The sequence below is a fragment of the Dryocola sp. LX212 genome (genome assembly GCA_041504365.1).
In the GTDB taxonomy this organism is placed as follows: domain Bacteria; phylum Pseudomonadota; class Gammaproteobacteria; order Enterobacterales; family Enterobacteriaceae; genus Dryocola.
In genome coordinates this window covers 4351162-4370389 of sequence record CP167917.1, presented here as the reverse complement: position 1 = coordinate 4370389, position 19228 = coordinate 4351162, and the positions used below count along the sequence as shown (strand labels likewise).

The 19228-nt window shown below is 51.9% G+C and carries 15 protein-coding genes, 4 tRNA genes and 1 other RNA gene; 14 read left to right on the top strand and 6 right to left on the bottom strand.

What is annotated here, in order from left to right:
* Nucleotides 1-4: 4 nt before the first annotated feature.
* Both coaA and ACA108_20950 read right to left on the bottom strand, forming a co-directional pair.
* Nucleotides 5-955, bottom strand: coding sequence for a type I pantothenate kinase (coaA, locus tag ACA108_20955; GenBank protein ID XEX95754.1), 951 nt, complete (start codon nucleotides 953-955; stop codon nucleotides 5-7).
* A gap of 204 nt (nucleotides 956-1159) precedes the next feature.
* Nucleotides 1160-1708 carry a GNAT family N-acetyltransferase gene (locus ACA108_20950; protein ID XEX95753.1) on the bottom strand — a complete coding sequence of 183 codons (549 nt, stop codon included), beginning with the start codon at nucleotides 1706-1708 and terminating at the stop codon, nucleotides 1160-1162.
* Between the two features lie 331 nt (nucleotides 1709-2039).
* Here ACA108_20950 and ACA108_20945 point away from each other — a divergent pair.
* The 14 genes from ACA108_20945 (at nucleotide 2040) to rpoC (ending at nucleotide 16289) form a co-directional block, all read left to right on the top strand.
* Nucleotides 2040-2115: transfer RNA gene (locus tag ACA108_20945), tRNA-Thr, on the top strand.
* 10 nt (nucleotides 2116-2125) lie between these two features.
* Nucleotides 2126-2210 (top strand) — tRNA-Tyr (locus tag ACA108_20940).
* Between the two features lie 44 nt (nucleotides 2211-2254).
* Nucleotides 2255-2379, top strand: a non-coding RNA gene (locus ACA108_20935) — RtT sRNA.
* A gap of 118 nt (nucleotides 2380-2497) precedes the next feature.
* A tRNA-Gly gene (locus tag ACA108_20930) sits at nucleotides 2498-2572 on the top strand.
* 5 nt (nucleotides 2573-2577) lie between these two features.
* A tRNA-Thr gene (locus tag ACA108_20925) sits at nucleotides 2578-2653 on the top strand.
* A 111-nt stretch (nucleotides 2654-2764) separates the two neighbouring features.
* Entirely contained in the window at nucleotides 2765-3949 is a 1185-nt protein-coding gene (gene tuf / locus ACA108_20920) for an elongation factor Tu (GenBank protein ID XEX95752.1), read from the top strand.
* A gap of 234 nt (nucleotides 3950-4183) precedes the next feature.
* On the top strand, nucleotides 4184-4567 hold the full coding sequence (secE, locus tag ACA108_20915) for a preprotein translocase subunit SecE (GenBank protein XEX95751.1): 384 nt from the start codon (nucleotides 4184-4186) through the stop codon (nucleotides 4565-4567).
* A 1-nt stretch (nucleotide 4568) separates the two neighbouring features.
* The gene (gene nusG, locus ACA108_20910; protein ID XEX95750.1) at nucleotides 4569-5114 is read left to right on the top strand and encodes a transcription termination/antitermination protein NusG; all 546 of its coding nucleotides are present in this window, start codon (nucleotides 4569-4571) and stop codon (nucleotides 5112-5114) included.
* A 154-nt stretch (nucleotides 5115-5268) separates the two neighbouring features.
* Nucleotides 5269-5697 (top strand): 50S ribosomal protein L11, encoded by a 429-nt coding sequence (gene rplK / locus ACA108_20905; protein XEX95749.1) that lies wholly within the window; start codon nucleotides 5269-5271, stop codon nucleotides 5695-5697.
* 3 nt (nucleotides 5698-5700) lie between these two features.
* Nucleotides 5701-6405: a 50S ribosomal protein L1 gene (rplA, locus tag ACA108_20900; protein ID XEX95748.1), complete on the top strand. Its 705-nt coding sequence runs from the start codon at nucleotides 5701-5703 to the stop codon at nucleotides 6403-6405.
* Nucleotides 6406-6700: 295 nt separating this feature from the next.
* Nucleotides 6701-7198, top strand: coding sequence for a 50S ribosomal protein L10 (rplJ, locus tag ACA108_20895; protein ID XEX95747.1), 498 nt, complete (start codon nucleotides 6701-6703; stop codon nucleotides 7196-7198).
* Nucleotides 7199-7264: 66 nt separating this feature from the next.
* Entirely contained in the window at nucleotides 7265-7627 is a 363-nt protein-coding gene (gene rplL, locus ACA108_20890) for a 50S ribosomal protein L7/L12 (protein ID XEX95746.1), read from the top strand.
* A 324-nt stretch (nucleotides 7628-7951) separates the two neighbouring features.
* A complete protein-coding gene (gene rpoB, locus ACA108_20885; GenBank protein XEX95745.1) occupies nucleotides 7952-11980 on the top strand; it encodes a DNA-directed RNA polymerase subunit beta in 4029 nt (1342 codons plus the stop codon).
* An 85-nt stretch (nucleotides 11981-12065) separates the two neighbouring features.
* Nucleotides 12066-16289, top strand: coding sequence for a DNA-directed RNA polymerase subunit beta' (rpoC, locus tag ACA108_20880; protein XEX95744.1), 4224 nt, complete (start codon nucleotides 12066-12068; stop codon nucleotides 16287-16289).
* A 73-nt stretch (nucleotides 16290-16362) separates the two neighbouring features.
* On the opposite strand, the gene ACA108_20875 is transcribed toward rpoC, so the two are convergent.
* The 4 genes from ACA108_20875 to thiG form a co-directional block, all read right to left on the bottom strand.
* Nucleotides 16363-16680 carry a PTS lactose/cellobiose transporter subunit IIA gene (locus tag ACA108_20875; GenBank protein ID XEX95743.1) on the bottom strand — a complete coding sequence of 106 codons (318 nt, stop codon included), beginning with the start codon at nucleotides 16678-16680 and terminating at the stop codon, nucleotides 16363-16365.
* A gap of 7 nt (nucleotides 16681-16687) precedes the next feature.
* On the bottom strand, nucleotides 16688-16993 hold the full coding sequence (locus ACA108_20870; protein XEX95742.1) for a PTS sugar transporter subunit IIB: 306 nt from the start codon (nucleotides 16991-16993) through the stop codon (nucleotides 16688-16690).
* Nucleotides 16994-17317: 324 nt separating this feature from the next.
* Entirely contained in the window at nucleotides 17318-18445 is a 1128-nt protein-coding gene (gene thiH / locus ACA108_20865; GenBank protein XEX95741.1) for a 2-iminoacetate synthase ThiH, read from the bottom strand.
* A 2-nt stretch (nucleotides 18446-18447) separates the two neighbouring features.
* Nucleotides 18448-19227, bottom strand: a complete 780-nt coding sequence (gene thiG / locus ACA108_20860) for a thiazole synthase (GenBank protein ID XEX95740.1) — start codon at nucleotides 19225-19227, stop codon at nucleotides 18448-18450.
* Nucleotide 19228: the final 1 nt, after the last annotated feature.

The window sequence follows — 19228 nt, the reverse complement described above, 5'->3', positions numbered from 1 at the left end:
TTGGTTATTTTCTGAGCCTGACGTTTTCTACCGCATGGTTTGCGCATTTTGTCATGATTAGACTTGCACGTTCACGCGTTGGGAGAATATTTTCTTTTAAATTCAGTCCGTTGATCTCTTTCCATAATTGAGTGGCAATGCTTACCGCTTCATCCTCGGATAATTTTGCATAATTATGGAAATAGGAGTCCGGGTCGGTGAATGCACCTTCACGGAACTTCAGGAAACGCTTTATATACCAGTCTTGCAGCAGATCCTCAGGCGCATCGACATAAATCGAAAAATCGACAAAGTCCGACACGAATACATGATGCGGATCGTGTGGATAGTCCATGCCACTCTGTAAAACGTTTAATCCTTCAAGAATTAATATATCAGGCTGGGTGAGCGTTTTGTCTCCGTCCGGGATCACATCATATATCAGATGCGAATATACAGGAGCGGTGACATTGGTGGCACCTGACTTCAGGTCTGAGACAAAGTTAACCAGCCGATGCATATCATAGGACTGCGGGAAGCCTTTTTTCTTCATCAGATTACGTTCTTTGAGAACCTTATTCGGATGAAGAAAACCATCTGTGGTAATCAGCTCAACGCGGCGATGTTCAGGCCAGCGGCTTAACAAAGCCTGCAATACACGAGCCGTGGTGCTTTTACCGACGGCTACGCTACCTGCGATGCTAATGATATAGGGAATTCTCTCCCCATTGGTGCCGAGAAATTGCTCAAGCACGGCCTGGCGGCGTAGGTTAGAACTGATATAGAAATTAAGCAGACGCGAAAGCGGCAGATAGATTTCAGCCACCTCTTCAAGCGAGAGATCTTCATTAATGCCTTTCAACCGCGCGACTTCGCCTTCGGTCAGCGTCATTGGCACCGAGTTACGCAGCGCCGCCCACTGGCTACGATTGAACTGCAGGTATGGGGTCGTCAACATTTGCTCTTTATTACTCATAAGCATGTTTCTGCCTGTAATTCAGGACAAAATGAACGTTAAACGCGGACTGAGGAAATGAAACAAAGCTCAGATAATCAACGGCGCGCAACGTATTTTACTATTCAACAGTGGGCAGGAGGGTAACACCAGATGGGGCAGAATAATAAGAAAAAAACAATGACGTGATGCTTTCATAAAGCAGCATCAAGTTTTTAGCTGTGCTTAACTGGCAATCGTTCTCATGACCTGGTTCACAGCAAAAAGGCGTTTATAGTAGATAACTGCGGGGTGGTAGTAGCCGTCTTGTGAGCAGATATAATCTGGCAGTTCACCCAAGCAGCGGTACCCCTGAGTACGATAAAAAGCTTCTGCGGGAGTGCCGGCCTGTATATTCAGGGAGATTATTCCACGGTGATTTGCCAGAGCCGCTTCTTCCAGGGCAGCAATAAGCTGCTTCGCGATCCCTCTACGTCGGGCCCGGCGATGCACTAACAGCGATTTGATTACCGCACGGTTTAAACCATCCGGTTCATGGCAAAGCTCAAGGCGGACAAATCCTTCCAGGCCTTGTTCATCTCTCGCAATCCACATCAGCAGCTCACCCTTATCCAGAGCATTCCTTAAACGATAGAAAGTGTTTTCAGCTTCCTCCCGCGACAGGGATTGCTGATAGCCCACGGCGGCACCGCTGGCAATTGAATCGAGGAGCAGCATAGCAAGCTCACGATAGTAGATGGGTAGTGTGGCAGCATTCAAAGGAACAATTTTCATGGTCAGTCCTCCTGCGGGTATCCTTCCGTCAAGCAAGAAGTGATCCAATTCACAAATGCTTATACCGGCGGGTGTGAATTGATAAAATGGGTCTCGGTGCATCTGGAGAGTGCAATATCGTAGTGAAGTGCACTTAGCGGGTGCAGCGTGAAGCGAATTATGGCGTGAACCAGGGACTAAAAATTGAAAGCGAGTGATAAAAACCTTCCCAACATGATGGATAAATCATCAAATATTGGATGTGTCGCGCAAAATGTGAGCGGTAGTGCATTTTATTCGATTTTTTTGTTGCATAGCGGCCTCTGTGTTCCTAGAATGCGCGCTACTTGATGCCGACTTAGCTCAGTAGGTAGAGCAACTGACTTGTAATCAGTAGGTCACCAGTTCGATTCCGGTAGTCGGCACCATCAAGTGCCTGGTGGGGTTCCCGAGCGGCCAAAGGGAGCAGACTGTAAATCTGCCGTCATCGACTTCGAAGGTTCGAATCCTTCCCCCACCACCATTTTTAACCTTGAGTTTGAGGTTAAACCACACGGTAGAGTCAATATGAGCACCGTGTGGGGAAGGTGAAAACCTTCGACAAGGTTCGAGTTGAGCGCAGCGAAACAACGTGCGCAGCACGGCCCGAAGGGTGAGGAACGAAGTGACGAATAATCCTTCCCCCACCACCATTTAAAGGCGTCGCTTCGCGAAGCCAGAGACGACTAACTCCACGTGAGTCGGCTCGAATTTTGAGAAGGTTCTTCTCAGATTCAAAACAGAAATAAGCAGGTAGCCGAGTTCTAAGATGCGGGCATCGTATAATGGCTATTACCTCAGCCTTCCAAGCTGATGATGTGGGTTCGATTCCCACTGCCCGCTCCAGATGTGCTGATATAGCTCAGTTGGTAGAGCGCACCCTTGGTAAGGGTGAGGTCGGCAGTTCGAATCTGCCTATCAGCACCACTTCTATTCTCCTTCCTGTTTTTCTTCTGTTAGTGAATTCAGCAAATTCAGGCATAAGCCTGGTTGATGTGGTGATACCACCGATTTATCCGTGTCTTAGAGGGACAATCGATGTCTAAAGAAAAGTTTGAACGTACAAAACCGCACGTTAACGTCGGTACTATCGGCCACGTTGACCATGGTAAAACAACGCTGACCGCTGCAATCACTACCGTTCTGGCTAAAACCTTCGGTGGTTCTGCTCGTGCATTCGACCAGATCGATAACGCACCAGAAGAAAAAGCTCGTGGTATCACCATCAACACTTCCCACGTTGAATATGACACCCCGACTCGCCACTACGCGCACGTTGACTGCCCAGGGCACGCCGACTACGTTAAGAACATGATCACCGGTGCTGCTCAGATGGACGGCGCTATCTTGGTTGTTGCTGCGACTGACGGCCCAATGCCTCAGACCCGTGAGCACATCCTGCTGGGTCGTCAGGTTGGCGTTCCATTCATCATCGTGTTCCTGAACAAGTGCGACATGGTTGATGATGAAGAGCTGCTGGAACTGGTAGAAATGGAAGTTCGTGAACTTCTGTCCCAGTACGACTTCCCGGGTGACGATACGCCTATCGTACGTGGTTCTGCTCTGAAAGCGCTGGAAGGCGAAGCAGAGTGGGAAGCGAAGATTGTTGAACTGGCAGGCTACCTGGATTCTTACATCCCAGAGCCAGAGCGTGCTATCGACAAGCCATTCCTGCTGCCTATCGAAGACGTATTCTCCATCTCCGGCCGTGGTACTGTTGTTACCGGTCGTGTAGAGCGCGGTATCGTTAAAGTTGGCGAAGAAGTTGAAATCGTTGGTATCAAAGAGACTGCTAAGTCTACCTGTACCGGCGTTGAAATGTTCCGCAAATTGCTGGACGAAGGCCGTGCTGGTGAGAACGTTGGTGTTCTGCTGCGTGGTATCAAACGTGAAGAAATCGAACGTGGTCAGGTACTGGCTAAGCCAGGCTCTATCAAGCCGCACACTCAGTTCGAATCTGAAGTTTATATCCTGTCCAAAGACGAAGGCGGCCGTCATACTCCGTTCTTCAAAGGCTACCGTCCACAGTTCTATTTCCGTACAACTGACGTGACGGGTACCATCGAACTGCCAGAAGGCGTAGAGATGGTTATGCCGGGCGACAACATCAAAATGGTTGTTACCCTGATCCACCCAATCGCGATGGACGACGGTCTGCGTTTCGCAATCCGTGAAGGCGGCCGTACTGTTGGTGCTGGCGTTGTTGCTAAAGTTATCGCTTAATCGCTGATAACATTTGACGCAATGCGCAAGAAAAGGGCATCATTTGATGCCCTTTTTGTACGCTCTCGACCCAGAACCTGGCTCATCAGTGATTTTTTACTCATAATCATTGCTGAGACAGGCTCTGAAGATGGCGCTGATACCGAGTAGCGCCTGTAAAGAGCAATTCGGTTTGGTTTGCCTCGCGCCTGCGGGGCAAAAATGTTTGTCTGATTTATTGTGACAGGTTGGTTTATGAGTGCGAATACCGAAGCTCACGGAAGCGGGCGCGGCCTGGAAACGATGAAATGGCTGGTTGTTGCCGTTCTGCTGATTTTAGCAATCGTGGGCAACTACATTTATCGTGATGTGACCTTGCCTCTGCGTGCCCTGGCAGTGGTTATTATGATTGCTGCAGCGGGCGGTGTTGCGCTGTTGACGACGAAAGGCAAAGCAACTGTAGCCTTCGCTCGTGAAGCGAGAACCGAAGTACGTAAAGTGATTTGGCCGACTCGCCAGGAAACATTGCATACCACCTTAATCGTGGCGGCAGTAACTGCTGTAATGTCACTGATTTTGTGGGGCCTGGACGGTATTTTAGTCCGTCTGGTTTCTTTTATTACTGGCCTGAGGTTCTGAGATGTCTGAAGCCCCTAAAAAGCGTTGGTACGTCGTTCAGGCGTTTTCCGGTTTTGAAGGCCGTGTAGCGACTTCGCTGCGCGAGCACATCAAATTGCATAACATGGAAGAGCTGTTTGGCGAAGTCATGGTTCCGACCGAAGAAGTGGTCGAAATTCGTGGCGGCCAGCGTCGCAAAAGCGAACGTAAATTCTTCCCGGGCTACGTGCTGGTCCAGATGGTTATGAACGACGCGAGCTGGCACTTAGTGCGCAGCGTTCCACGCGTTATGGGTTTCATTGGCGGCACGTCTGACCGTCCGGCACCGATAAGCGATAAAGAAGTTGATGCGATTATGAACCGCCTGCAGCAGGTTGGTGATAAGCCGCGTCCTAAAACGCTATTCGAACCGGGTGAGATGGTCCGTGTTAGCGATGGTCCATTTGCTGACTTTAACGGTGTAGTGGAAGAAGTAGATTACGAAAAGAGCCGCCTGAAGGTTTCTGTATCTATCTTCGGTCGTGCTACTCCGGTCGAACTGGATTTTGCCCAGGTCGAAAAGGCGTAATAACCAGGTTGTAAAAGCAGCGATTAATCGTTGCACAGGGCGCGAGATTGGCTTACAATTTCGCGCCTTTTGTTTTTATGTGTCCTGTACACATAGAACGATTTATTCACGGGGAGCCTCATCGAGGCGTTATAACCCACTAGAGGAAATTTAGATGGCTAAGAAAGTACAAGCCTACGTCAAGCTGCAGGTTGCAGCTGGTATGGCGAACCCAAGTCCACCGGTTGGTCCAGCACTGGGTCAGCAGGGTGTTAACATCATGGAATTCTGTAAAGCGTTCAACGCAAAAACTGATTCCATCGAGAAAGGCCTGCCAATTCCGGTTGTTATTACCGTTTACGCTGACCGTTCTTTCACTTTCGTTACTAAAACCCCACCGGCTGCTGTTCTGCTGAAGAAAGCTGCTGGCATCAAGTCTGGTTCCGGTAAGCCGAACAAAGACAAAGTGGGTAAAGTGACCCGTGCTCAGGTGCGTGAAATCGCAGAAACCAAAGCTGCGGACATGACTGGTTCTGACGTTGAAGCGATGACTCGCTCCATCGAAGGTACTGCTCGTTCCATGGGCCTGGTAGTGGAGGATTAAGAAATGGCTAAACTGACCAAGCGCATGCGCGTGATCCGTGACAAAGTTGATGCGACCAAACAGTACGACATCAACGAAGCCGTTGCTCTGCTCAAAGAGCTGGCCACTGCTAAATTCGTAGAAAGCGTTGACGTTGCTGTGAACCTCGGCATCGACGCTCGTAAATCTGACCAGAACGTACGTGGTGCAACTGTACTGCCGCACGGTACTGGGCGTTCCGTTCGCGTAGCCGTATTTGCCCAGGGCCCTAACGCTGAAGCTGCTAAAGCTGCAGGCGCAGAGCTGGTAGGTATGGAAGATCTGGCTGACCAGATCAAAAAAGGCGAAATGAACTTCGACGTTGTTATCGCATCTCCTGATGCAATGCGCGTTGTTGGCCAGCTGGGCCAGGTTCTGGGTCCACGTGGCCTGATGCCTAACCCGAAAGTTGGTACTGTAACCCCTAACGTTGCTGAAGCTGTTAAGAACGCTAAAGCTGGTCAGGTTCGTTACCGTAACGACAAAAACGGCATCATTCACACTACCATCGGTAAAGTGGACTTTGACGCTGACAAACTGAAAGAAAACCTGGAATCCCTGCTGGTTGCGCTGAAAAAAGCGAAACCTTCTCAGGCGAAAGGCGTTTTCATTAAGAAAGTTAGCCTGTCCACCACTATGGGTGCAGGTGTTGCGATCGACCAGTCTGGTCTGAACGCGGTAGCGAACTAAAAATCGCTGCTTTACGCGGGTGTGAGATTAGTCTAAAATCTTACGCCCGTTGCCTTGCTTGCAGGGCACACAGAATTTTCGGTTGGAGCCTGGCCTTATCCAGGCCTCCGTCCAAGACCGCAGGCGTCTCGCAAGAGGCTTAATTTCCTGCGTAGACGGTGACAGAACCTGAAGAATATTTTTGGATAGTCTTTGGCTTGTTTCTGCTCACCGTATGTCGACGCTCATTATCGTTTTGGTGATGAGTGAAGTGAGTTCCGGGGGTTACCCCGGCTAATATCCAGGAGCAAAGCTAATGGCTTTAAATCTTCAAGACAAACAAGCGATTGTTGCTGAAGTCAGCGAAGTAGCCAAAGGCGCGCTGTCTGCGGTTGTTGCGGATTCCCGTGGCGTTACCGTAGATAAAATGACTGAACTGCGTAAAGCAGGTCGTGAAGCTGGCGTTTACATGCGTGTTGTTCGTAACACCCTGCTGCGCCGCGTCGTTGAAGGTACTCAGTTTGAATGCCTGAAAGACACGTTTGTTGGTCCAACTTTGATTGCATACTCTATGGAACACCCGGGCGCTGCTGCTCGTCTGTTCAAAGATTTCGCGAAAGCGAATGCAAAATTCGAAGTTAAAGCTGCAGCCTTTGAAGGTGAGCTGATCCCGGCGGCCCAGATCGATCGCCTGGCAACTCTGCCAACTTACGAAGAAGCAATCGCACGCCTGATGGCAACCATGAAAGAAGCCTCTGCAGGCAAACTGGTTCGCACTCTGGCTGCTGTACGCGATCAGAAAGAAGCTGCTTAATTGCACTTTCTTTTCTAACGCATTTGCTTACGTATAAACTAATTCTGATTTTCAGGAACAATTGTTATGTCTATCACTAAAGATCAAATCATTGAAGCAGTATCCGCTATGTCCGTAATGGACGTTGTTGAACTGATTTCTGCAATGGAAGAAAAATTCGGTGTTTCCGCTGCTGCTGCTGTAGCTGTTGCTGCAGGCCCAGCTGAAGCTGCTGAAGAAAAAACTGAGTTCGACGTTATTCTGAAAGGCGCTGGTGCTAACAAAGTTGCTGTTATCAAAGCAGTACGTGGCGCAACTGGCTTGGGTCTGAAAGAAGCTAAAGACCTGGTAGAAGCTACTGGTGCAATCAAAGAAGGCATCAGCAAAGATGACGCTGAAGCTCTGAAGAAAGCTCTGGAAGAAGCTGGCGCAGAAGTTGAAGTTAAATAAGCCAACCTTTCCGGTTGCAGCCTAAGCAATTAGGCTGATGGCTGGTGACTTTTTAGTCACCAGCCTTTTTGCGCTGTAGGGTACCAGTCGCGTTTCACACTGTTTGGCTGCTGGTTACCTTTCAATGCTTGTCTCTATCGACGACTTAATATACTGCGACTTTCTACGCCGGGAGTTCCGGAGTAAAGCGTAGCGAAATGGTTTAAGAGTGATAGAAACAGGTATTGCGGAATGTGTTCCACTTTCCGGTCCACAAAATAGTGTTGCACAAACTGTCCCTCCGTCGGGCAGATGGGTCGACTTGTCAGCGAGCTGAGGAACCCTATGGTTTACTCCTATACCGAGAAAAAACGTATTCGTAAGGATTTTGGAAAGCGTCCACAAGTTCTGGACATTCCTTATCTCCTTTCTATCCAGCTTGACTCGTTCCAGAAGTTTATCGAGCAAGATCCTGAAGGGCAGTACGGTCTGGAAGCAGCTTTCCGTTCCGTGTTCCCAATCCAGAGCTACAGCGGCAATTCGGAACTGCAGTACGTCAGCTATCGTCTTGGCGAACCAGTTTTCGATGTCAAAGAGTGTCAGATCCGTGGCGTGACGTATTCTGCTCCGCTGCGTGTAAAACTGCGTCTGGTGATCTACGAGCGTGAAGCGCCAGAAGGCACCGTAAAAGACATCAAAGAACAAGAAGTCTACATGGGTGAAATTCCACTCATGACTGACAACGGTACGTTCGTTATCAACGGTACTGAGCGCGTCATCGTTTCTCAGCTGCACCGTAGCCCGGGCGTATTCTTTGATAGTGACAAGGGTAAAACCCACTCTTCAGGGAAGGTGCTGTATAACGCACGTATCATCCCTTACCGTGGTTCCTGGCTGGATTTCGAATTCGACCCGAAAGACAACCTGTTCGTGCGTATTGACCGTCGCCGCAAACTGCCTGCGACCATCATTCTGCGCGCGCTGAACTTTACCACTGAGCAGATCCTTGACCTGTTCTTTGAGAAAGTTAATTTCGAAATCCGCGACAACAAGCTGCAGATGGAACTGATTCCGGAGCGCCTGCGTGGCGAGACCGCATCATTTGATATCGAAGCTGACGGCAAGATCTATGTCGAAAAAGGCCGCCGCATCACCGCGCGCCATATTCGTCAGCTGGAAAAAGACGATATCAAGCTTATCGAAGTTCCGGTTGAGTACATTGCTGGCAAAGTCGCGGCTAAAGACTACGTTGATACTTCTACCGGCGAGCTGATTTGCGCGGCGAACATGGAGCTGTCATTGGATCTGCTGGCCAAGCTGAGCCAGTCTGGTCACAAGCGTATCGAAACGCTGTTCACCAACGACCTGGATCACGGCCCGTACATCTCTGAGACCGTACGCGTCGACCCAACCAACGATCGCTTAAGCGCGCTGGTTGAGATCTACCGCATGATGCGTCCGGGTGAGCCACCAACTCGCGAAGCGGCTGAAAGCCTGTTCGAGAACCTGTTCTTCTCCGAAGACCGCTACGATCTGTCCGCAGTTGGTCGTATGAAGTTCAACCGTTCTCTGCTGCGTGATGAAATCGAAGGTTCAGGCATCCTGAGCAAAGACGACATCATCGAAGTGATGCGTAAGCTTATCGGTATCCGTAACGGCCAGGGCGAAGTCGATGATATCGACCACCTCGGCAACCGTCGTATCCGTTCCGTAGGCGAAATGGCGGAAAACCAATTCCGCGTTGGCCTGGTGCGTGTTGAGCGTGCGGTGAAAGAGCGTCTGTCCCTGGGCGATCTGGATACCCTGATGCCTCAGGATATGATCAACGCCAAGCCAATCTCTGCGGCAGTGAAAGAGTTCTTCGGTTCCAGCCAGCTGTCTCAGTTTATGGACCAGAACAACCCGCTGTCTGAGATCACGCACAAGCGTCGTATCTCTGCACTCGGCCCGGGCGGTTTGACCCGTGAGCGTGCAGGCTTCGAAGTACGTGACGTACACCCAACCCACTACGGTCGTGTATGTCCAATCGAAACGCCAGAAGGCCCGAACATCGGTCTGATCAACTCCCTGTCTGTTTATGCACAGACCAACGAATACGGCTTCTTAGAAACCCCGTATCGTCGCGTAGTTGATGGCGTGGTAACAGACGAAATTCATTATCTGTCTGCTATCGAAGAAGGTAACTATGTTATCGCTCAGGCGAACACCAACCTGGACGAAGAAGGCCGTTTCGTAGACGACCTGGTTACCTGCCGTAGCAAAGGCGAATCAAGCTTGTTCAGCAACGACCAGGTTGACTACATGGACGTTTCCACCCAGCAGGTGGTTTCCGTCGGTGCATCCCTGATCCCGTTCCTGGAACACGATGACGCCAACCGTGCATTGATGGGTGCAAACATGCAACGTCAGGCGGTTCCTACTCTGCGTGCTGATAAGCCGCTGGTTGGTACCGGTATGGAACGTGCTGTAGCCGTTGACTCCGGTGTTACCGCCGTAGCCAAACGTGGCGGTACCGTTCAGTACGTAGATGCTTCCCGTATCGTTATCAAAGTTAACGAAGACGAGATGCATGCCGGCGAAGCGGGTATCGACATCTACAACCTGACTAAGTACACCCGTTCTAACCAGAACACCTGCATCAACCAGATGCCGTGTGTGTCTCTGGGCGAACCCATTGAACGCGGCGACGTGTTGGCAGACGGTCCGTCTACTGACCTCGGTGAACTGGCGCTTGGCCAGAACATGCGCGTAGCGTTCATGCCGTGGAACGGTTACAACTTCGAAGACTCCATCCTCGTCTCAGAGCGTGTTGTTCAGGAAGATCGTTTCACTACTATTCACATCCAGGAACTGGCATGTGTGTCTCGTGACACCAAGCTGGGGCCAGAAGAGATCACCGCCGATATCCCTAACGTGGGTGAAGCAGCGCTCTCCAAGCTGGATGAATCCGGTATCGTTTATATCGGTGCTGAAGTGACCGGTGGCGACATTCTGGTTGGTAAGGTAACGCCGAAAGGTGAAACCCAACTGACCCCAGAAGAGAAGCTGCTGCGTGCCATCTTCGGTGAGAAAGCGTCTGACGTTAAAGACTCTTCTCTGCGCGTACCAAACGGCGTTTCCGGTACCGTAATCGATGTGCAGGTCTTTACCCGCGATGGCGTGGAAAAAGACAAGCGCGCGCTGGAAATCGAAGAGATGCAGCTGAAGCAGGCGAAGAAAGACCTGACTGAAGAACTGCAGATCTTTGAAGCTGGCTTGTTTGCCCGTATCCATGCGGTACTGGTTGCTGGCGGCGTTGAAGCTGAGAAGCTCGACAAGCTGCCACGTGATCGCTGGCTGGAACTGGGTCTGACTGACGAAGAGAAGCAAAACCAGCTGGAACAGCTGGCGGAGCAGTACGACGAGCTGAAGCACGAGTTTGAGAAGAAACTTGAAGCTAAGCGCCGCAAAATCACTCAGGGCGATGACCTGGCACCTGGCGTGCTGAAAATCGTGAAAGTGTATCTGGCCGTTAAACGTCAGATTCAGCCTGGTGACAAGATGGCAGGTCGTCACGGGAACAAAGGTGTTATCTCCAAGATCAACCCGATCGAAGATATGCCTTACGATGAACACGGCACGCCGGTTGACATCGTACTGAACCCGCTGGGCGTACCATCTCGTATGAACATCGGTCAGATTCTGGAGACCCACCTGGGCATGGCTGCGAAGGGCATCGGCGAGAAAATCAACGCCATGCTTAAGAAGCAGGAAGAAGTTGCCAAGCTGCGCGAATTCATCCAGAAAGCGTATGACCTGGGTACAGACGTTCGTCAGAAGGTTGATCTGAATACCTTCACCGACGATGAAGTTCTGCGCCTGGCTGAAAACCTGAAAAAAGGCATGCCGATCGCGACCCCGGTCTTCGACGGTGCTAAAGAGTCAGAAATCAAAGAGCTGCTGCAACTTGGCGGTCTGCCATCTTCTGGTCAGATTACCCTGTTCGACGGCCGTACAGGTGAGCAGTTTGAGCGTCAGGTAACCGTAGGTTACATGTACATGCTGAAACTGAACCACCTGGTTGATGACAAAATGCACGCGCGTTCTACCGGTTCTTACAGCCTGGTTACTCAGCAGCCGCTGGGTGGTAAGGCTCAGTTCGGTGGTCAGCGCTTCGGTGAGATGGAAGTGTGGGCACTGGAAGCATACGGTGCTGCATATACCCTGCAGGAAATGCTGACTGTTAAGTCTGATGACGTGAACGGCCGTACTAAGATGTATAAGAACATCGTAGACGGTAATCATCAGATGGAACCAGGCATGCCGGAATCCTTCAACGTACTGTTGAAAGAGATCCGTTCGCTGGGTATCAACATCGAGCTGGAAGACGAGTAATTACTCGCATCTGCTGTACTGGTTACAGGATGTCCGGGTCACACCGGACGTCTCTGAGAAGTCTCACTCCGACGGGAGCTAATCCGTGAAAGACTTACTTAAGTTTCTGAAAGCGCAAACTAAGACCGAAGAGTTTGATGCGATCAAAATTGCTCTGGCATCGCCAGACATGATCCGTTCATGGTCGTTCGGCGAAGTTAAAAAGCCGGAAACCATTAACTACCGTACGTTCAAACCAGAACGTGACGGTCTGTTCTGTGCCCGTATTTTCGGGCCAGTAAAAGACTATGAGTGCCTGTGTGGTAAGTACAAGCGCCTGAAACACCGTGGCGTGATTTGTGAGAAGTGCGGCGTTGAAGTGACCCAGACTAAAGTACGCCGTGAGCGTATGGGCCACATCGAACTGGCTTCCCCAACTGCGCACATTTGGTTCCTGAAATCTCTGCCATCTCGTATCGGCCTGCTGTTAGATATGCCGCTGCGTGATATCGAGCGCGTACTGTACTTCGAATCTTATGTTGTGATCGAAGGCGGGATGACCAACCTCGAGCGTCGTCAGATCCTGACTGAAGAGCAGTACCTGGATGCGCTGGAAGAGTTCGGTGACGAATTCGACGCGAAGATGGGTGCGGAGGCTATTCAGGCCCTGCTGAAGAGTATGGATCTGGAGCAAGAGTGCGAAACACTGCGCGAAGAGCTGAACGAAACCAACTCCGAAACCAAGCGTAAAAAGCTGACCAAGCGTATCAAGCTGCTGGAAGCGTTCGTTCAGTCTGGCAACAAGCCAGAGTGGATGATCCTGACGGTTCTGCCGGTTCTGCCGCCAGACCTGCGCCCGCTGGTACCGCTGGATGGTGGTCGTTTCGCAACTTCTGACCTGAACGATCTGTATCGTCGCGTCATTAACCGTAACAACCGTCTAAAACGCCTGCTGGATCTGGCTGCGCCTGACATCATCGTACGTAACGAAAAACGTATGCTGCAGGAAGCGGTAGATGCGCTGCTGGATAACGGCCGTCGCGGTCGTGCGATCACCGGTTCTAACAAACGTCCTCTGAAATCTTTGGCCGATATGATCAAAGGTAAGCAGGGTCGTTTCCGTCAGAACCTGCTGGGTAAACGTGTTGACTACTCCGGTCGTTCTGTTATCACCGTAGGTCCATACCTGCGTCTGCATCAGTGCGGTCTGCCGAAGAAAATGGCCCTGGAGCTGTTCAAACCGTTCATCTACGGCAAGCTGGAACTGCGTGGTCTTGCTACCACCATTAAAGCTGCGAAGAAAATGGTTGAGCGCGAAGAAGCGGTAGTCTGGGATATCCTGGACGAAGTTATCCGCGAACACCCGGTACTGCTGAACCGTGCACCAACCCTGCACCGTTTGGGTATCCAGGCATTTGAGCCAGTACTGATCGAAGGTAAAGCTATTCAGCTGCACCCGCTGGTCTGTGCGGCCTATAACGCCGACTTCGATGGTGACCAGATGGCAGTACACGTTCCGCTGACGCTTGAAGCTCAGCTGGAAGCGCGTGCGCTGATGATGTCTACCAACAACATCCTGTCACCTGCGAACGGCGAGCCAATCATCGTTCCTTCTCAGGACGTTGTATTGGGTCTCTACTACATGACCCGTGACTGTGTTAACGCCAAAGGCGAAGGCATGGTGCTGACTGGCCCTAAAGAAGCTGAGCGTATTTACCGCGCTGGCCTGGCCTCTCTGCATGCGCGTGTAAAAGTGCGTATCACCGAGTATGAAAAAGATGCAAGCGGCGAGTTCGTTGCGAAAACCAGCATTATCGACACCACCGTTGGTCGTGCGATTCTGTGGATGATTGTACCGAAAGGTCTGCCTTTCTCCATCGTCAACCAGGCGCTGGGCAAGAAAGCGATCTCCAAGATGCTGAACACCTGTTACCGCATCCTGGGTCTGAAGCCGACCGTTATCTTCGCTGACCAGACAATGTATACCGGCTTTGCTTACGCAGCGCGTTCAGGTGCATCTGTTGGTATTGATGACATGGTCATCCCAGAGAAGAAAACTGAGATCATTTCTGAAGCCGAAGCAGAAGTTGCTGAGATTCAGGAACAGTTCCAGTCTGGTCTGGTTACCGCGGGCGAGCGTTACAACAAAGTTATCGATATCTGGGCTGCGGCGAACGATCGTGTATCCAAAGCGATGATGGACAACCTGCAAACTGAAACCGTTATTAACCGTGACGGCGTAGAAGAGCAGCAGGTTTCCTTCAACAGCATCTACATGATGGCCGACTCCGGTGCGCGTGGTTCTGCAGCACAGATTCGTCAGCTGGCAGGTATGCGTGGTCTGATGGCGAAACCAGATGGTTCCATCATCGAGACGCCAATCACCGCGAACTTCCGTGAAGGTCTGAACGTACTCCAGTACTTCATCTCCACGCACGGTGCTCGTAAAGGTCTGGCGGATACCGCACTGAAAACGGCAAACTCCGGTTATCTGACTCGTCGTCTGGTTGACGTCGCGCAGGATCTGGTTGTGACCGAAGATGACTGTGGTACTCACGAAGGCATCCTGATGACTCCGGTTATCGAAGGTGGCGACGTTAAAGAACCGCTGCGCGATCGCGTTCTGGGTCGTGTAACGGCTGAAGACGTGCTCAAGCCTGGCACCGCAGACATCCTGGTAACGCGTAACACCCTGCTCAACGAGCAATGGTGTGACCTGTTAGAAGCTAACTCTGTTGACAGCGTAAAAGTACGTTCCGTAGTAGGTTGCGAAACTGACTTTGGCGTTTGTGCACACTGCTATGGTCGCGACCTGGCACGTGGTCACATCATCAACAAAGGTGAAGCTATCGGGGTTATCGCGGCACAGTCCATCGGTGAACCTGGTACACAGCTGACGATGCGTACGTTCCACATCGGCGGTGCGGCATCTCGTTCTGCGGCTGAATCCAGCATTCAGGTTAAGAACAAGGGTAGCATCAAGCTCAGCAACGCTAAGTCCGTTGTGAACTCTACCGGTAAACTGGTAGTGACTTCACGTAACACCGAACTGAAGCTGATTGACGAATTCGGTCGTACCAAAGAGAGCTATAAAGTTCCTTACGGTGCGGTAATGGCGAAAGGTGATGGCGAGCAGATTGCAGCGGGCGAAACCGTAGCAAACTGGGATCCACACACCATGCCAGTCGTTTCTGAAGTAAGTGGTTTCATCCGCTTTACTGACATGATCGACGGCCAGACCATTACACGTCAGACCGACGAACTGACAGGTCTGTCATCTCTGGTTGTTCTGGATTCTGCAGAACGTACCGCGGGTGGTAAAGATCTGCGTCCGGCACTGAAAATTGTTGATGCTCAGGGCAACGACGTTCTGATCCCTGGTACAGATATGCCAGCTCAGTACTTCCTGCCGGGTAAAGCGATTGTTCAGCTGGAAGATGGCACTCAGATTCACTCTGGTGACGCCCTGGCGCGTATTCCTCAGGAATCCAGCGGTACCAAGGACATCACCGGTGGTCTGCCACGCGTTGCTGACCTGTTCGAAGCACGTCGTCCGAAAGAGCCTGCTATCCTTGCTGAAATCAGCGGGATCATCTCGTTCGGTAAAGAAACCAAGGGCAAACGCCGTCTGGTTATCTCTCCGTTAGACGGCAGCGATGCTTACGAAGAGATGATTCCGAAGTGGCGCCAGCTGAACGTGTTCGAAGGTGAACGCGTAGAGCGCGGTGACGTGGTCTCCGATGGTCCAGAATCTCCGCATGACATTCTGCGTCTGCGTGGCGTCTATGCTGTGACGCGTTACATCACTAACGAAGTGCAGGACGTTTACCGTCTGCAGGGCGTTAAGATTAACGATAAACACATCGAAGTCATCGTGCGTCAGATGCTGCGTAAAGCAACCATCGTTAACGCAGGCAGCTCCGACTTCCTGGAAGGTGAGCAGGCTGAATACTCTCGCGTCAAGATCGCTAACCGCGAACTGGAAGCGAACGGCAAAATCAACGTGTCCTTCGCACGTGACCTGCTGGGTATCACCAAAGCCTCTCTGGCAACCGAGTCCTTCATCTCCGCGGCATCGTTCCAGGAGACCACTCGTGTGCTTACCGAAGCAGCCGTTGCGGGTAAACGTGACGAACTGCGCGGCCTGAAAGAGAACGTTATCGTGGGTCGTTTGATCCCGGCAGGTACAGGCTATGCGTACCACCAGGATCGTATGCGCCGTCGTGCTGCGGGCGAAGTGCCTGTTGTACCTCAGGTGACTGCTGAAGATGCTTCTGCAAGCCTTGCAGAACTGCTGAATGCAGGTAACCTCGGTGGCAACGACGAGTAATCGTCAGCGACGCTAAAAAACAAAAACCGCTCGAAAGAGCGGTTTTTTTATGTCTGAAATTCAGGAAGCTGAATTATTTAACCAGCGGGATACGACGATAAAGTTCGATCATGTCTCCGGCTAAGTCCTGGATTACCATGGCGTTCATCAGGTGGTCCTGGGAATGCACGGTGATCAGGTTAACGGGCAGTTTACCGGTGCCTTCATCCATACCGATTAGCTGGGTCTGGATTTTATGGGCGTGTTTTACATACTCTCGTGATTCTTCCATTGCCTGCTCGGCGGCTTCGAAATCGCCTTTGCGAGCCTGTTGTAAAGCGGTCAGCGCCTGGCTACGCGCGCTACCGGCATGGACCAGCAGCTCCATAATAATCGATTCTAAATCTTCCACGTCTTTATCACTCCATCATCTTCAAAGCTTTATCCAGCACCACGTCGCCTTTCATCATGCCGTAGTCCATCATGTCGATGACGGCAACCGTTTTACCCATCGGTTCAGCAATGGCCTGCAGTTTGGCGTGCTCGTATTTAACCTGTGGACCGAGAAGCACAATATCTGCGGTATCAATATTGTCTTTGAATTCTGCGACAGGCACAGCCTTGATGTTGACTTCGATACCCTTCTTCGCCGCTGCGTCTTTCATTCGCTGGACCAGAATGCTGGTAGACATACCTGCAGCACAACACAAAACGATATTCTTCATAATCTGCTCTCAATGTCCGTTGGATAGACAGATAATTATCCGTGGAAGCCTCGCCAACAACCGCTTTAACATGATTGTGTGTCAGGTATCACAAAAGAATCGACGAAAGACTGAAACCGGTTACATTTTCGTTTCACCTTCATGACGCTGCTGCCTTTGAAGCGGGAAGGCGGGGCGGCAAGGAGAAGGGGGTATTGCCGCCCCGGTCGGGCATAGCGTCCGACGGGGAGACCATATTTTAAGGAAAGCAGAGCGGCAACGCGGGGTTTCCCGTGCTTCGGCGCCGCTCTGGAACTTTTTTATCTCATCTGCAACGTTGCACTTTTACTGCGAGGCTCTTCCCAGATACTTGTCCCAGTCCTTCCATACGGGTTGCAAACCTGAACGGGTTAACGCCGCGGCGACTTCCTGTGGGGTTCTTCCATCGTGCGGGGCGAACTGCTCCAGTTCAGGGTGATTGTCTGCATAACCTCCGGGCTGGGTTTTAGAAAACGCGCTGACGTTATTAATCGCCAGCGGGATCATATGGTCCCGGAACCACGGGGACTCCCGCGTGGACAGCGACAGCTCTACATCGGGGGCCAGCAGTCGGAAAGCGCAAATCACCTGTACCAGCTGGCTTTCGTTCATCACCGAAGCCGGTTCAACGCCACCCTCGCAGGGCCGCAACCTCGGGAACGAGACGGAATAGCGGCTCTGCCAGTAATACTGTTGAAGCCATAAGAGATGCTCCGCCACCATAAAACAGTCGGTTCGCCAGCTGTCAGACAGCCCCGTCAGCGCCCCAAGACCGATTTTGTCTATCCCGGCCCGGCCAAGACGATCCGGCGTTTCCAGTCGCCAGAAAAAATCCTGCTTGTTCCCGCGCAGATGATGCTGAGCATAAACTGCCTGATGATAGGTTTCCTGATAGACCATCACCCCATCCAGACCGAGCGTTTTCAGCTCCGCGTACTCATGCTCATCCAGCGGCTGTACTTCCATTTGCAGCGAGCTGAAGCGGCTGCGAATAGCCGGAATATGTCGACGAAAATAGTCCATTCCCACTTTCGTCTCTTGTTCCCCCGTCACCAGCAGCAAATGCTCAAACCCCAGCTTACGGATGGCGGCACACTCTCTTTCAATCTCGGTCGCGTCCAGCGTTTTTCGCCTGATCCTGTTGCTCATCGAAAACCCGCAGTAGGTGCAGTCGTTAGCGCACAGGTTTGACAAATACAGCGGGACGTAAAAGCTCACCGTATTGCCAAAGCGCTGGCGGGTAAGTCTTTGCGCCTGCTGAGCAAGCGGTTCGAGATACGGGCTGGCCGCTGGGGAGAGCAGGGCCATAAGATCGTCCCGAGTTATCCTGTCCGCACCCAGCGCCCGCTCCACGTCCGCCGCCGTTTTACCGTTGATACGCAGAGTAATGTCATCCCAGTCCAGCTCCCGCCAGCGGTCGGTGAAGGTCGCCATCACTATGCCCCTTCCTGGCTGAACTGCAGAAACTGCGTCAGCGGGCTGGATGCCTGGGCCTGCTGGTGGCGGGGGCCCATACCAGAACGGGCTGCCAGAACGCCTGCTTCAACCGCCAGCCTAAAAGCCTGCGCCATTCGGACGGGATCGCTTGCTACGGCAATCGCCGTATTCACCAGCACCGCATCAGCGCCCAGTTCCAGCGCTTCGGCGGCATGGCTTGGCGCGCCAATCCCCGCGTCGACCACCACCGGCACGGTTGCCTGTTCGATGATGATTTTCAGCAGCGCGCGGGTTTGCAGCCCCTGATTCGAGCCGATTGGCGCGCCCAGCGGCATCACGGCAGCACAACCTGCTTCTTCCAGCCTTTTGCACAAAACCGGATCTGCGCCGCAGTACGGCAGCACGACAAAACCCTGCTTCACCAGGGCCTCGGCGGCTTTCAGGGTTTCGATCGGGTCGGGCAGCAGGTAGCGGGCATCAGGATGGATTTCCAGCTTCACCCAGTTCGTGCCGAGTGCTTCGCGTGCAAGCCGCGCGGCAAATATCGCCTCGTCGGCCGTTTTCGCACCGGAGGTATTGGGCAGCAGCTGAACGCCAGCCGCAAGCAGCGGGGCAAGAATAGCGTCGTTGGGGTTTCGTAAATCGACCCGCTTCATCGCCATGGTCACCAGCTGCGAGCCAGAGGCGCGGATCGCCTCAATCATCACGTCGGCAGAAGAGAACTTCCCGGTGCCGGTAAAAAGATGTGAGGAAAAGGATTTATCAGCAATCTGTAGCATT

Coding starts and splice junctions, on each gene's coding strand:
- coaA (XEX95754.1), bottom strand. CDS start 955: ATGAGTAATAAAGAGCAAATGTTGACGACCCCATACCTGCAGTTCAAT.
- ACA108_20950 (XEX95753.1), bottom strand. CDS start 1,708: ATGAAAATTGTTCCTTTGAATGCTGCCACACTACCCATCTACTATCGT.
- tuf (XEX95752.1), top strand. CDS start 2,765: ATGTCTAAAGAAAAGTTTGAACGTACAAAACCGCACGTTAACGTCGGT.
- secE (XEX95751.1), top strand. CDS start 4,184: ATGAGTGCGAATACCGAAGCTCACGGAAGCGGGCGCGGCCTGGAAACG.
- nusG (XEX95750.1), top strand. CDS start 4,569: ATGTCTGAAGCCCCTAAAAAGCGTTGGTACGTCGTTCAGGCGTTTTCC.
- rplK (XEX95749.1), top strand. CDS start 5,269: ATGGCTAAGAAAGTACAAGCCTACGTCAAGCTGCAGGTTGCAGCTGGT.
- rplA (XEX95748.1), top strand. CDS start 5,701: ATGGCTAAACTGACCAAGCGCATGCGCGTGATCCGTGACAAAGTTGAT.
- rplJ (XEX95747.1), top strand. CDS start 6,701: ATGGCTTTAAATCTTCAAGACAAACAAGCGATTGTTGCTGAAGTCAGC.
- rplL (XEX95746.1), top strand. CDS start 7,265: ATGTCTATCACTAAAGATCAAATCATTGAAGCAGTATCCGCTATGTCC.
- rpoB (XEX95745.1), top strand. CDS start 7,952: ATGGTTTACTCCTATACCGAGAAAAAACGTATTCGTAAGGATTTTGGA.
- ACA108_20870 (XEX95742.1), bottom strand. CDS start 16,993: ATGAAGAATATCGTTTTGTGTTGTGCTGCAGGTATGTCTACCAGCATT.
- thiH (XEX95741.1), bottom strand. CDS start 18,445: ATGGCGACCTTCACCGACCGCTGGCGGGAGCTGGACTGGGATGACATT.
- thiG (XEX95740.1), bottom strand. CDS start 19,227: ATGCTACAGATTGCTGATAAATCCTTTTCCTCACATCTTTTTACCGGC.